This window comes from Sulfitobacter sp. SK012 (assembly GCF_003352085.1).
In the GTDB taxonomy this organism is placed as follows: Bacteria; Pseudomonadota; Alphaproteobacteria; order Rhodobacterales; family Rhodobacteraceae; genus Sulfitobacter.
Map to the genome: position 1 here is coordinate 3,609,949 of NZ_CP025804.1, position 12,842 is coordinate 3,622,790.

Annotated in this window: 11 protein-coding genes; 3 read left to right on the top strand and 8 right to left on the bottom strand. The window is 54.0% G+C overall.

Annotation, left to right across the window (positions count from 1 at the left end; translation table 11 throughout):
• Positions 1-12: 12 nt before the first annotated feature.
• On the top strand, positions 13-348 hold the full coding sequence (locus C1J03_RS17610) for a hypothetical protein (RefSeq protein ID WP_114887775.1): 336 nt from the start codon (positions 13-15) through the stop codon (positions 346-348).
• Positions 349-792: 444 nt separating this feature from the next.
• Here the strand turns inward: C1J03_RS17610 and C1J03_RS17615 are convergent, their stop codons facing one another.
• The 4 genes from C1J03_RS17615 to C1J03_RS17630 form a co-directional block, all read right to left on the bottom strand.
• Positions 793-1,176 carry a phage holin family protein gene (locus tag C1J03_RS17615; protein ID WP_114887776.1) on the bottom strand — a complete coding sequence of 128 codons (384 nt, stop codon included), beginning with the start codon at positions 1,174-1,176 and terminating at the stop codon, positions 793-795.
• Between the two features lie 213 nt (positions 1,177-1,389).
• Positions 1,390-3,255 (bottom strand): molecular chaperone HtpG, encoded by a 1,866-nt coding sequence (gene htpG, locus C1J03_RS17620; RefSeq protein ID WP_114887777.1) that lies wholly within the window; start codon positions 3,253-3,255, stop codon positions 1,390-1,392.
• Between the two features lie 207 nt (positions 3,256-3,462).
• On the bottom strand, positions 3,463-4,461 hold the full coding sequence (locus C1J03_RS17625) for an aldo/keto reductase (protein ID WP_114887778.1): 999 nt from the start codon (positions 4,459-4,461) through the stop codon (positions 3,463-3,465).
• A 215-nt stretch (positions 4,462-4,676) separates the two neighbouring features.
• A complete protein-coding gene (locus tag C1J03_RS17630) occupies positions 4,677-4,931 on the bottom strand; it encodes a GlsB/YeaQ/YmgE family stress response membrane protein (RefSeq protein WP_114887779.1) in 255 nt (84 codons plus the stop codon).
• A gap of 181 nt (positions 4,932-5,112) precedes the next feature.
• Here C1J03_RS17630 and C1J03_RS17635 point away from each other — a divergent pair, with 181 nt between their 5' ends.
• A complete protein-coding gene (locus C1J03_RS17635; RefSeq protein WP_114887780.1) occupies positions 5,113-5,634 on the top strand; it encodes a DUF3833 domain-containing protein in 522 nt (173 codons plus the stop codon).
• Positions 5,635-5,831: 197 nt separating this feature from the next.
• Here the strand turns inward: C1J03_RS17635 and cls are convergent, their stop codons facing one another.
• Positions 5,832-7,262, bottom strand: coding sequence for a cardiolipin synthase (gene cls / locus C1J03_RS17640; RefSeq protein WP_114887781.1), 1,431 nt, complete (start codon positions 7,260-7,262; stop codon positions 5,832-5,834).
• A 374-nt stretch (positions 7,263-7,636) separates the two neighbouring features.
• Here cls and C1J03_RS17645 point away from each other — a divergent pair, with 374 nt between their 5' ends.
• Positions 7,637-8,605: an SMP-30/gluconolactonase/LRE family protein gene (locus tag C1J03_RS17645; protein ID WP_114887782.1), complete on the top strand. Its 969-nt coding sequence runs from the start codon at positions 7,637-7,639 to the stop codon at positions 8,603-8,605.
• Positions 8,606-9,905: 1,300 nt separating this feature from the next.
• Here the strand turns inward: C1J03_RS17645 and C1J03_RS17655 are convergent.
• Genes C1J03_RS17655 through C1J03_RS17665 form a run of 3 tightly spaced genes read right to left on the bottom strand, consistent with a single transcriptional unit; the run spans position 9,906 to position 12,834 of the window.
• Positions 9,906-10,655 carry a maleate cis-trans isomerase family protein gene (locus C1J03_RS17655; protein ID WP_114887783.1) on the bottom strand — a complete coding sequence of 250 codons (750 nt, stop codon included), beginning with the start codon at positions 10,653-10,655 and terminating at the stop codon, positions 9,906-9,908.
• Positions 10,652-11,797, bottom strand: a complete 1,146-nt coding sequence (locus C1J03_RS17660; RefSeq protein ID WP_114887784.1) for a M24 family metallopeptidase — start codon at positions 11,795-11,797, stop codon at positions 10,652-10,654. Before C1J03_RS17660 ends, C1J03_RS17655 begins: the two co-directional genes overlap by 4 nt.
• Positions 11,797-12,834, bottom strand: a complete 1,038-nt coding sequence (locus C1J03_RS17665; RefSeq protein ID WP_114887785.1) for a pyridoxal-phosphate dependent enzyme — start codon at positions 12,832-12,834, stop codon at positions 11,797-11,799. Before C1J03_RS17665 ends, C1J03_RS17660 begins: the two co-directional genes overlap by 1 nt.
• Between the last annotated feature and the right edge of the window lie 8 nt (positions 12,835-12,842).

The window sequence follows — 12,842 nt, forward strand, 5'->3', positions numbered from 1 at the left end:
TAGAGCTTTCGTGTGACAAGCGTGTCTGCCCGGCTTTTCAATTCAGGCGAGCGCACTGTACCCCTTCGCATGTCTTGTGCCGGGGCCTACAGCGACGTCCGTGCAGACAAACACGGGCTGAAACTGAACCGAGTCTTGGCAGACCTCAAGGCGGTGATGGCTGGTAGTCTGATCCCCGCCACGCGACTGGCCACGCGAGAGCTGCGCGCTGAGTTTGTCCTCAACGATCTGTTTTTGTTTGACGCCACCAGTCAAAATTTTACGCGTCTTCGAGGTTGGTTGGATTTTTACGATGCGCGCAGCGAGGTGCGAGTAGCGAGCGCCGAGGTAATTGTTATCTCTGCATAGCATTTAACGTAAGGCGAGATCGCCGCGATACCGTCTTATGCCGCAAATGCGGTGTGGGATATAATATTCTTTTGAAGACGTTAAAGGGCACGATGCCGAAATTCCTTCCGCAACTCGGAGGTGGTTAGGGGTTCTGGGCGTCGCACACCGACGCCGTGGCTGACACTCACTGACGGTCTGAAAGCGCCCTGCTGATGCGGGGCGTTTTGCTTTTGTTGGGCAGCTGTTCAATTATGCAAAACTAAGGTGTTCGAGAAACGTAATCCGCATCCCTACCAAAGCTGCAAAGGGCGGTGCTAGAGCATATCCAGCGGGACAGCGGCTGGCCCCGACATAGAGCATCGCGTGGATACATGTCAGGGAGAAGAGTAGGGTTGCCGACCGAGCAAGAGACCATCCTTTGTGCAATGGCGGACAGTAACGGGACCGGATTATCTCCGACCCTTAATTCTTCTCTTCTCTAAGCTGTTTGAACACGAAAATGGGAATAAGGATTTCAGCAACCAAACTGCCGATCCAGACAAGGAGAGTCGCTGCTAACCAATTGGCAATTCCGCCGATATGCATGCCCGAAACCAGCAATGTGGTTATCCATAAGCCAATAAATATGGTGACAAGCGATATGCCACCCATGAATTGCGGAACGTTCTTCGAAGAAACCTTTGCAATAAGCGGCCCCGAAATGCCTTGAACCACGCTAAAAATCATTACAGCCACCAAAAACGCCAGCGGGCCAATGGAGAAGCCATCAAGAATAAAAATAGACAGCAGAAGGCCGACCGCATTAGCAATTAAGTAGGTGGCAGCAGAAAGCGCTAGTCGAACCATCAATAAATCCTAAATCCGTTTCACACTCCGATAGTCTAATCATGTCACGCAATGCAAGAATAGTGATGCACGGGGCAAAACGGCGTGACACCAATCTAGCCACAAATCCTGAGTATCACCGGCGATGACGTCGCCTGCGACCCCTTCATTAGGGCCTGTGGATCAAACACTGTTTCAAGGGCGAACTCCTCGCTGAGGCGATCAGAGTTTCGACTAAAGAGCATTCTCCATGACTGAGCCAAGCCTGCGTGCGAACGCGGCGGGGTCAGACGGCACTTCACCATCTGCTATCCGCGCCTGATCCAGCAGCAAGTGAGCGGCGTCCTTGAGTAAATCGTCTGACGCTGCGTCGCCGCCCTTCGCGCGTTCAGCGAGTTTCATAATGATCGCATGGTCCGGATTCAACTCGAGGACCCGAGGCATACCCTGCTGTAACTGACCGTGCCTCTTAAGTATCCGCTCTAGATTGACGTCCATATCTCCATCGTCAGCAATGAGGCATACAGGGCTATCCGTAAGACGCTTGGAAGGGCGGACGTCCTTGATGGCATCACCGAGTTCGAGTTTTATGCATGCGATCAACTCAGCGATATCGCGCGTCTCCGCGTCTTGCTTACCGTCTTCCTCGTTTTCATCCTTCGCTATCTTGTCCAGATCCGCGGCACCGCGAGTGACCGACTTGAACGGTTTGCCTTCAAATTCGGCGACGTGCTGCAGCCAGAATTCGTCCACTGGATCGGACAACAGCAACACTTCGATGCCTTTGGCTTTGTACCCTTCAAGATGCGGCGACTGCACAATCTTTGATGCGTCTTCTCCAGCCATGTAATAGATCGCCTCTTGGCCATCTTTGCAGCGTCCGACGTAGTCAGCCAAACTCGTCAGTTCACTGCTCTGAGTGGAGGAGAAACGGCAGATCTCCAGGATCCTGTCACGCAAAGCTGGGTCCTCAATGAGTCCCTCCTTCAAAACAGCCCCGAAGTTAGTCCAGAATTCTGCGTATTCTTCGGGTGCCTTGTTGGCTTTTTTCTTTAACTCTCCAAGCACTTTCTTGGTGATCGAGGTTTTGATCTTGGCAAGTTTTGGGTCCGACTGGAGCATCTCACGCGAGACATTGAGTGACAGATCCTGAGAATCCACGATGCCGCGCAAGAACCTCAAATAGGTTGGGATCAGATCCTTCGTGGTGTCGGAGATGAAGACCCGGTTCACATAGAGTTTCACGTGGCTTTTCCGGTCCGCATCAAGGAGATCGAATGGCGCGACCGAGGGAATGTACAGAAGACTGGTATGGTTGACCGCGCCTTCAACCCGGTTGTGCATGACATGCCAGGGCTTATCGAAAGCATTTGACGTGTGATGGTAAAATTCAGTGTGCTGTTCTTCGGTGATGTCTTTGGGCGTGCGGGTCCAGATCGCGGACGCCGAGTTAAGTGTGTCATCGCCGAGTTTCACCGGAAAACTGATATGTTCTGAATAGGTGTTGATGATCTGGCGAATGCGGTTTTCTTCCAGAAACTCCTTTGCATCCTTTTTCAGGTGCAAGATGACCGTCGTTCCGGAAGCGTCGCGTTCCCCAGGCTCGATCGTAAACTCGCCTTTGCCGTCCGACGACCACTGCCAGGCTTTTTCCTCGCCAGCCTTGCGGGTTAAAACATCGACACGGTCTGCCACCATGAACGCAGAATAAAAGCCAACACCGAACTTGCCAATTAATCCCAGACCGTCTTTCCCGTTCGACTTGAGCGCCTCAAGGAAAGCTCCTGTGCCAGATCTCGCAATTGTTCCCAATGTCTCCAGCAGGTCATCGTGGCTCATGCCGATCCCGTTGTCGGAGACCGTCAGTGTCTTTGCCTTTTTTTCGACGTTGAGTGAGATAGAAAATTCATCAGAGCTTTCAGCGAGCGACGGGTTCGTGAGAGTTTCGTAGCGCAGCTTGTCGCAAGCATCAGACGCGTTTGAGACCAACTCCCGCAGGAAAATTTCACGATTGGAATAAAGCGACCCAGCAACGATATCGAGGAGCTGCCCCACTTCAGTCTGAAAGGAAAACGTCTCTTTTGCGTTCGTATCGTTCATGGTGAAGCCTCTTTATTGTTCAACCAGGTCTGTTCATGACCGACCGCGAACATATGAATTCGACGTAACGGATTCAACCTACTGGGTTGTGCAAGCAGAGTAATAAGATAGCTCAAACTGCGTTTCTGTCAGACCATCGGGGGTGGTTGTTCGTTCCGCACCGATTTACGCATCTCAGTCTCGGTTCTATCCTTAACGTGCCGCTCCTCAGCAATACCGCTCAGGACCGATCCATTGCTCCGCTGAATAGCGATCCCCGTGGGCCCAGCCGACAGGTAGCACAGCTTCAATCTGCTCGAGATCTGTTTCAGAAAGCGTCAAAGAGGCCCCAGACATACACTCCTGTAAGTGCTCGACTGACCGGGTTCCCGGGATCGGAATCACATGTGACCCGCGCGTAAGAAGCCAAGCATTTGCCAGCCCTGCCGCCGATATACCCATGTCAGCCGCCAGTTTCCGGAAGCCATCTGTGATGCGTAGATTTTCGGTCAGGCCCGGCTCCATGAAACGAGGATTGCCAGCGAGGAATGGCAGGGTTGGGAGGCGATCGCGTGGGATCGGATTATCCGTCAGCAACGAGCGCCCCACCGGCGAGAAGGCCACCAGCGCAACACCAAACTCAGCGCAAGTCTGCACCAGTCCAAGATCAGGAAACCGCGTGGAGAGGGAGTATTCCGATTGCACGGCAGCAATCGGATGGGCTTTCATAGCGCGCCGCAGTGTCGCAGGCGAGACTTCCGAAAGCCCGATTGCTTTGGTCTTGCCCTTCTCAACCAGCCGACCAAGGTTGGCGGCCGTTTCTTCCGGTGTGATCCCTGGGTCGCGGCGATGCGCATAAAATAAGTCCACGCAATCCAATCCAAGGCGTTGCAACGATTTGTCCAACTCCGCTTCGAGATGCTCAGCGGAATTGTCGAAGATGCGGTTGCCATCGGGATCACGCGTTATGGCCGCCTTTGTCGCGATGATGAACTCGTCTTGCGCGCCCGGATTAGATTTCAGGTAACTCCCGATGGCGTTTTCTGATTTCCCCATGCCGTAGACATTGGCAGTGTCGAGGTGCGTGACGCCCAAGTCACGACAGGCATCGAGGACCGCATGGCTTTGGGCCTCGTTTGTGGGTCCATACATGTCAGAAAAGGACATAGCACCATAGCCGATTGCGCCAATCTCTGGCCCATTGGCCCCCAGTTTGCGTTTTTCCATTTTGTCCCTCTAGCTGTCGGAAACATCAGACAGTCAATAATCTGCCAGTCATTTTGGCGGCTAAGATTTTCGTTTTCCTTTGAATGGCCCCAAGCGGCGCATTCTAGATGAACCATCTTTCGAGCAAGCCCTGAACATTTTTCACAAAACAATTCTTGGAGGGGCTTTTTCCTAACAAGTTAGGATTGGTTTGCGCTCCTTCGACTGGAATTTAGTTAAGAGCGTTTTATTAGGCCGATGATGAAAAGGAGCATTACCGACCCAACAGTGGCGTGGAAAATCGACGAAATAAAACCACCACCAACAGAAAAGCCCAATGCAGGGAATATCAGCCCGGCTAGAAACGCTCCGACAACTCCTACGATTATGTTGCCAAAGATGCCAAAGCCACGGCCCTCCATGATCCGGCCCGATAGCCAACCAGCCAAGGCACCAACCACCAGCATTGCAAATAAACTTTGGAATTCCATGATAACCACCCCCTTTGGACCTCGCAGGCCGCATGGTCGCAGTTCTTAAACTATGAGGCAAGTTCATTGAAATCGACCTCTCAGTTTGGGTGATCGAGCATCTGTGGTTCTTGATGGGGCTGGTCGCCCCGATATCATGCGCTAGCTTGATCCAAAGACTTAATGCGTGAAAGGTACCCCAATGCGTCTGATTGCTTTGCTGCTGTTCCTTGGCCTTGCTGCATGTGCGGGCAAGCCATCTTTGGAAGATGAAAAACTCTCTGAGGCCGAGTTCAACCTTGAGGAGTTCTTTGATGGTCGCGTCGTCGCCACAGGCCAGTTTCAGGATGTTTTTGGCACGGTGCGCCGGCGGTTTGATGTCGTAATCAACGGTACGTGGGATGGTGAGACCCTGACGCTGGTCGAAAATTTCGTCTATGAGGACAAAAGCACGGAGCAACGGGTGTGGACGCTGGTCAAAACCGGTGCTGATACGTGGCGCGGCAGCGCTCCGGGTGTGATTGGCGAGGCCACCGGCGAAGAGCGCGGCGATACCTTTAATTGGCAATACCTGATTGATCTGCCCGTTCCGGACGGCACATTGCGCGTGCGGTTTGACGACTGGATGTGGCAGCTCAGTGAGACCCGTGTCTTGAACCGCGCCTATATGAAGAAATATGGCGTCGACATAGGTGAAGTTATTATTTCTTTTGAAAAGCAGTGATTTAGCCGCAAAAAGACGAAGACCCGCTCGAAAATTAATTAGCCCGAGGGATGGCTATACGGGCGGATACAGCCGCAGTTGCGAGAGAAAAGTTCGCCTCGTGCCCGTTGTGCCAAGGTAGGCCCTCGTTTGGACTGAGCAGTCCTAATGACGCAGTCATAGCGAAGGTGAGCTATTCGAAAACTTGTTTTCGGCGCTCACAGCACGGGACCTAAAATGGCGAGAGCGTTGTTCAAGATACGTTTTCGCCAACTCCAGCCCTGAACCTCTTCGAGGGTGACACGCCGACTGTCTTCCAAATACTGAGACTGACGAGCGCGCATATCTTCAGTCATTGCAGGGTCATACAGTAGAATGTTGTTCTCATAGTTTAGATCAAAGCTTCGACGATCCATATTAGCAGAGCCAATGAGAGTGATTTCGCCATCCAGCGTTATGGATTTTGTGTGCAAAATACCGCGCTGGTATTCAAATATTTTCACACCAGAAGTCAGCAATTCCTCGTAGTAACTTTTACTGGTCGCTCCGACTGCAAAGTCATCGTTGCGCTCAGGGAAAATGATCGTCGTGTTGACCCCGCGGTTTGCAGCAGCACAGAGTGCTGCTTCCATCGGGCTGTTGGGAACGTAATAAGGCGTAGTAATAAACAGTTGATCGCGCGCTGCATACATAAGCGTCTCAAACATTTCCGGCATGGCTGAACTTCGGACGGTTGGACCTGTGCCAATCACTTGCGCAGTAAACCCCGGCCCTGGTTCATCCATGGGCTGGCGGAGAATATACCTGATATCTTCATCTGTATTCGCCATCCAGTCGCTGGCAAAGAGGTGCTGGTTTTGGCGCACCACTGGGCCCTCAAAACGCATGACAGCATCCACCCAAGGCGCGAATTTCTTTTTGGGCAGAAACGCGGGATCTGCACAGTTTTGACTGCCACAATAAGTGATCCGATTGTCGATCACCAAGATCTTGCGGTGGTCACGCAAGTCGATCCGGCCATCGAACGCCCTAAGCAATGGGTTTCCAATCCTAAGAGCACTTGCCACGTGCACCCCTGCTGCCTTCATTTCCCGCCACTGCGGGCTGTGCACCATATCCCTTGAGCCAAGGTCATCTGCCATTGCGCGACAGGTGACACCCCGCGACGCGGCCCGTTTCAGCGCCTCAACTATCTTCATGCCATTGCTGTCTGTCAGCCAAATATAGAACATCAAATGAACGTGGTCGCTGGCCGCATCGATGTCGGCTGCCATTTCATCAATGGCCGCATCAGAATTTTCCATCAGGCGCGCCACGTTGCCACCAACAGGCTGATAGCCACTAATTGACTCTCCCATTTTGAAAAGCGGTGCCCATTTTCCGAGGGCTTCGGAGGCATCAAGAGGGACGCTCCAGCCAGCGGTGTCTTCCGGGCGTGGCAAATTATTAAGTATCTTGCCCAACCGCGCAACACGTTTTCGCCCAATATTGGTCTCGCCGAGAAGCAAATAGGCAGTCACACCCACGTAAGGAAGCGCAAGAACAACCACCAACCACGACAACCGCGATTCCGGTTGCCGGTGTGGGCGCAGAAGAATTCGAATGATACATGCTGTAGCGATAACAACGTGGCTAATTAGCCAGAGCATTAGTACCTCCCTTGAAACGACCCACCGCTGCATTCTGCAGATTGTTTCATCAGTTATCAATTGCACCTTGATCGTTGTTTGCGCCCTTAACAATGAAACGTTTTTGCCACCTGTAGATCGTGCAATGTATGTAGTCTGCGGCAAAGATGTATCGTAAACACAGGTTCTATGCTGTCGTTCTCTTCGAAGCGTACCAAGATCCGGCGCGCTGCCTACCGTCAGATTGTACCTTGATAGGTTCAGGACCTAGCCCCCTCAACAAAGCTCCCGTCTATGACCGGAAGCGCTGGAACCGGAGCGGGCTTGTTCAACTCTGATCTGATCACATAGGATGTCCATGATCGCATAGATCGATTGAGGATAGGGAGCTTACCATGCCTAGCGACAACGCAAACCAGGGCGCATGGCGGCCGGCTACTCGTTATCCTGATCCTTCCGTGATCACTCTGGATCCGAGATTTGATAGATACAAACTCCCTCTGGCTGCGGTGGAAAGGTTGGCCACGGGCTGTCGATGGAACGAGGGTCCTGTGTGGTTCGGAGATGCGCGCTGTCTGCTTTGGAGTGATATCCCCAACAATCGAATTATGCGTTGGGATGAGGGCACAGGAGCGGTTTCGGCATATCGAGAGCCATCAAATTTCGCGAACGGGCAGACCCGCGACAGGGTAGGTCGTTTGATCACCTGTGAACACGGCGGCCGGCGGGTAACACGTACGGAATACAACGGGGCGGTCACTGTTCTGATCGACAGTTATGAGGGCAAGCTTCTATCATCACCCAATGACGTCATTGTAAAATCAGACGGATCGATTTGGTTTACTGACCCGCCGTTTGGCATTCTGGGCAATTACGAAGGCCACAAGGCGGAACCGCAACTGGGGCAAAACGTCTATAGGTTCGATCCTGAAACCAAAACTGCCACGGTTGTCGCGGATGATGTTTTGGGACCGAACGGATTGGCTTTTTCGCCGGATGAACAAAAGCTCTATATTGTCGAGTCCCGAGGGGAGCCAAATCGGAAAATTCTTGAATATGATGTCAACACAAACGGGCAAACGATCCAGAACAAACGGGTTCTGATTGATGCAGGCCGCGGCACGCCCGATGGGTTTCGAGTGGACGTAGCTGGCAATCTTTGGTGCGGATGGGGCATGGGGTCAGATGATTTGGATGGGGTTATGATATTTGCGCCTGATGGGGGTCCAATCGGCCGGATCGCCCTGCCAGAGCGGTGCGCTAACTTATGCTTCGGAGGGCGCGCGAACAGCCGGATTTTCATGGCTGCGAGTACGTCAATCTACGCGCTTTATGTAAATGTGGCTGGTGTCGTTGGTGGATAGGCCGCATGTTGTCGCTGTTTACGATCATCGAAGTAAATGGAGTTCGTAGGGTTTCAATTCCGTGAGCACGGTTTCGATTTCCTCGCTCGTTTACCCGATATAACCATCTAAGATTACAGTGAAAAACGGGTTCCCTAAATATCGGAGCGACCCGCTTCAGAGGAAAGGCTCACTCCTTGTTGGGGATATCGAATATGAAGCTTGATCAGTATTTCGATCTCTAGCACCAAAACTCGCCCGAACTGATCGTGTCCTGAAATAGGCCGCATATCGTGGAGCTGGTGATCATCAGGAAGGGAACAACTAGCTCTTCTGACGCACCTACAACTCTGAGCAAGCCGTCTCCATCGCCGGCCTGTGTGCTTCAAGCGACGGCATTTCGTACCGCTGACCAGTAGCCGACAACGGCGTGTGGTTTTAAAAATTGATCCACGATTTCTTCGATTACACCTGCCTCTATATCAACCGTCGCAAAAATCCGCCTGCGCGTATGAGCGCTCCAATGCGTCTTCTCGGCTCCAGCAATGTGCACCGTGGCTGATTTGGGCGACGGCAAAACCCATGTCCGGCTGAGTGGTATAAGTGGATCCAGGAAATTGTGGAGCAGCTAGAGGATAGGTAGAACAAACTGTGACAGTTCTTTGTCATCGACAGGTGGATCCGGTCTTCTAATACGTTCTCCCATCCGAGCGTCAGCGCTTCACTTTTCCGAAGCCCACTGAAAAGAGAGCGGCTCATAGAAACCTTTGTGAATTGGGTTGTGCAGCGCCAGCACAGCCTGACGTCAGCCCTTTAAATCCTCAATGAGCCCGGCCATCCGGTCTTTTTTCCTACCACTCGGTCGTCATCGTCGGGCACTCGATCAGATCATGCGTTCGCCGCGCGTGATTGTAGATAGATCGGAAATACCGAAAGGCCTGGTTCGCGGTTTGTGGAATTGCGACCTCGTCCAAAGGCAACCTTAACGAGTCTCTCAACAGGATTTCCATCTTAGCTCGGACGCAGTGATTGTATCGTTCCGTGCGAAGTTTCGGGCGCGCCGGATAGATCTTCTTGGCAATTTCGAGATGGGGAGAACAAACCTGTGCCGCTTTACCTGGCCCACCCCCAACGCCAGTTCCATCGCTGTCTGCCGAGCCGCTTGAGAGAAGATGGCTGGATACAGGCCAATCAGAACTCCTTTGATCTACGCACCTACTTTTCTGGAAAACAAAGTCTTTGACCCCCACCAATCTTAGACCACCTGCCCTCAATCTGGTCGTACCAGTACTTCAGCGCAAACTCGAAAGGCAGCAGCAGATTAAAACGATGATGTAGCAATTTTCCTACCCAATTGACCGGGAATTGACGCCGTTGTTTCGGCCGTCGTTGTCATATGCCAGGCCAGCACTTGATTGCTGGACAGGCACGGCAGGCCAGTTGCGGCTTCGATGTCAGGGATGATGGCGAGGGTCCGTAGATTTGTACACGAAAGGAAGATGCCATCGACCGCCCCCTGCGCGGCCAAATCGCAAGCGGCCGCATAGATCGACGGCCCGGCGATACGGACAACATTTTCTTCACGCGCCTCGTTGAAACTGCCCAAGGACGGGGTCGCGATGTCTGCGTCCTTCAATGCATCGCGCAATCGATCAGAAACTTGCGCGACATAAGGCGACAGTAGCGCAATGCGCTTAAGGCCCAGGCTGCTACAGGCCGCGACTAACGCGCTCAGCGGGTCAGTGACATGTTCAGCATTGGTGCCGTTGCGGATGTATCCAGCGATTTTAGCGCTGCCTATCTGCGCTGAGGCCGAGGTGCAGCCATAGCCAATGCTCGCAAATTGCGAAGGTCGCGGAAAAAGCGAGGCTGCTGCCGTTAGCCCCCCTTCCATCTGTTGCAAGCTGTCAGAGCTGACTTCCAGCGCGCTCGCAATCCGGGATATTTGCAGCGGCGTATCCTCATGCAGCATAATGCGAAAATCGCCTTCGATCGTCTCATCAGATTGCAAAACGATCAAGCCAAGCGGGCGCGCGGTTTCTGGTGCTAAATCATAAGAATAGGGGGTCATATTTGCACCATGTCGGGCCCTGCGCGCGGGGATAAGAAACGCGGCACGCTGTCGGTAATTACGATATTTTCTTCGTGTACCAGCATGCGCCCTTCCGAGGTCTCAATGCCCGGCTCCAACGTGATAACCATACCAGGCACCAATGGCGTGGTGTCTTGCGGGATGAGTGACAATCCTTCAGTTAATTGCATCCCCAGCCCATGGCCAAGCCGCCCTGTGTCAGACCCGCCTGCCCCGCCGGTCACAATGCCGTCCATCGCGTGAAAGAGATCCGCGGCGGTGGCACCGGGCCGGGCGATATCGGCTGCGGCGTCCACAGCGTCGATCAACCGGGCATGAGCGTCTGCTGCATCTGGCGTGGCGGGGCCAATACTAAAGTTCCGGTCAAAATCACAAAAGTAGCCATCACGGACAAGGCCGGTATCAAGCATCAGCACCTCACCCGCACAAAGCGGCGCATCATGTGCTGGCGAAATCACATCCGCATAGCCACCCGGCCCTGCGCCGCCTGCCAGATAGGGCACCCAATCGGCTCCTTCGTCGAGTGCGAGACGCTGGAAGTCACGGAAAACTTGAGAGATCGCCACACCGCTCTGGGCGATTTCAGGCACGCGAGCAAAGCTGCGCGCGGCGATATTGCAGGCCTCCGCGATCTTGCCAATCTCGGCGTCTGACTTAACCGCGCGCAAGGTGCTGACGATCTGAGCGTCGTCGGTGATTTTCCCTAACAAGCCGCCCGTCAAACGCGCCCAATCTGCAAGCGGCATACGAAGGTGGCTTTCCAAGCCTGAAGGCACGCCAATCCGCCCCGCCCCAACAACTTCGTTCAGCGTATCCCCCAACAGGCCAACGCCGTCGTCGGTGTATGACGGGGCGCGCCAGGTTCGGATGTCATCGACCCAAGTTTGCGCCATCAAGGCGGCACCGATGCTTGGGATGACAGCAATGGGTTTGCCAGATGCGGGCAAGACCACAAACCAAACCCGCGTCGGGCTTTCCCAGAAGCGGGTCAGAAAACCGGTGAAATAGCGCACATCGGCTTCGGTCGTGAGCAAAAGCGCTCCGAGATTGTGTTTTGCCATTAGCGCCTGAGCCCGCTTGGTGCGCGCCTCAAATTCCGCCTCTGGAAAGCCCCGGTTCATTAGGCGGGGCCTTCACTGAGGATACAAAGCACTTTCGACTGCGCCGTGATCCCAAGCGCTGTGCGCTGTTCGTCCGATAAAGCCAGCAAAGCCGCGATGCCAGCAGCACCAGAGGAGCTGGAGGGAAGGCCCGCAACCATGACCGTGCCGGCGCCGGCGTGCGCCTCTTCTTCGGTTATCAACGCAAAAGCATCAGCATCCCGCGCCAATCCTTGGAGCGCAATAAGTGAGGGCATCTTGCAATCAAGTCGGCCCATGTCAGACACGGGACCTTGGGATTCGACCGGACGCCCTGCCTGTATCGAGCCGTGTAATGCGGGTGCTGCATCCGGCTCTACGACCACAATCACCGGCCCGTCGCCCCATACCTGACGCGCTAAAACCGCGCATGCGGCGGCCAATCCACCAACACCAGCCTGCAAGAAGATATGGCTTGGGGCTTCGGACATCTGGTCAATCGCTTCGGCCATAAGCACCAGATAACCTTCCATCAAACGGTGCGGGCGCGCGTAATAACCAGGCCATGAACTGTCAGATAACAAATCCCAACCTTGCGCCTCAGCCGCGGCACCGGCAGCGGCCATGCTGTCTTCATAAATCTTGCCCTCGCGCACGACCTCAGCGCCTTGCTCGCGCAGCCGCTCTGCAAAACTCTCGGGCACGCTTTCGGCAATATAGACGACCGAGGATGCGCCAAATGCGGCCGCCCCTGCGGCCACCGACATGCCATGATTGCCCGCACTCGCCGTTACATAGGTGCGTTTTGATACGTCGCCTTCTTGCGCGTCACAGGCGATGACATAGGCGGCCCCCAATGCCTTGAAACTGCCCAACCCCATGCGGCCACGTTCATCTTTAACCCAAAGGTTGGTGATGCCGGCTTGGGTGGCGAGAGCGACGGCGTCCTCGAGCGGCGTTTCTCCAGCGACCGGGCAACGCGCGACCAACGCACATGCGGCAGGCGCATCAGTGCTAGGCCATGGCATATCGCCGATGTCGTTTATCTTGGCGGGGCGTGTGTTGTGCAAAATATCCATGTGGCAAA

Excerpts from the sequence above, each read along its gene's own strand:
- C1J03_RS17655 (WP_114887783.1), bottom strand. The coding sequence starts at position 10,655 with ATGACCCCCTATTCTTATGATTTAGCACCAGAAACCGCGCGCCCGCTT.
- C1J03_RS17645 (WP_114887782.1), top strand. The coding sequence starts at position 7,637 with ATGCCTAGCGACAACGCAAACCAGGGCGCATGGCGGCCGGCTACTCGT.
- cls (WP_114887781.1), bottom strand. The coding sequence starts at position 7,262 with ATGCTCTGGCTAATTAGCCACGTTGTTATCGCTACAGCATGTATCATT.
- htpG (WP_114887777.1), bottom strand. The coding sequence starts at position 3,255 with ATGAACGATACGAACGCAAAAGAGACGTTTTCCTTTCAGACTGAAGTG.
- C1J03_RS17615 (WP_114887776.1), bottom strand. The coding sequence starts at position 1,176 with ATGGTTCGACTAGCGCTTTCTGCTGCCACCTACTTAATTGCTAATGCG.
- C1J03_RS17635 (WP_114887780.1), top strand. The coding sequence starts at position 5,113 with ATGCGTCTGATTGCTTTGCTGCTGTTCCTTGGCCTTGCTGCATGTGCG.
- C1J03_RS17625 (WP_114887778.1), bottom strand. The coding sequence starts at position 4,461 with ATGGAAAAACGCAAACTGGGGGCCAATGGGCCAGAGATTGGCGCAATC.
- C1J03_RS17660 (WP_114887784.1), bottom strand. The coding sequence starts at position 11,797 with ATGAACCGGGGCTTTCCAGAGGCGGAATTTGAGGCGCGCACCAAGCGG.
- C1J03_RS17630 (WP_114887779.1), bottom strand. The coding sequence starts at position 4,931 with ATGGAATTCCAAAGTTTATTTGCAATGCTGGTGGTTGGTGCCTTGGCT.
- C1J03_RS17665 (WP_114887785.1), bottom strand. The coding sequence starts at position 12,834 with ATGGATATTTTGCACAACACACGCCCCGCCAAGATAAACGACATCGGC.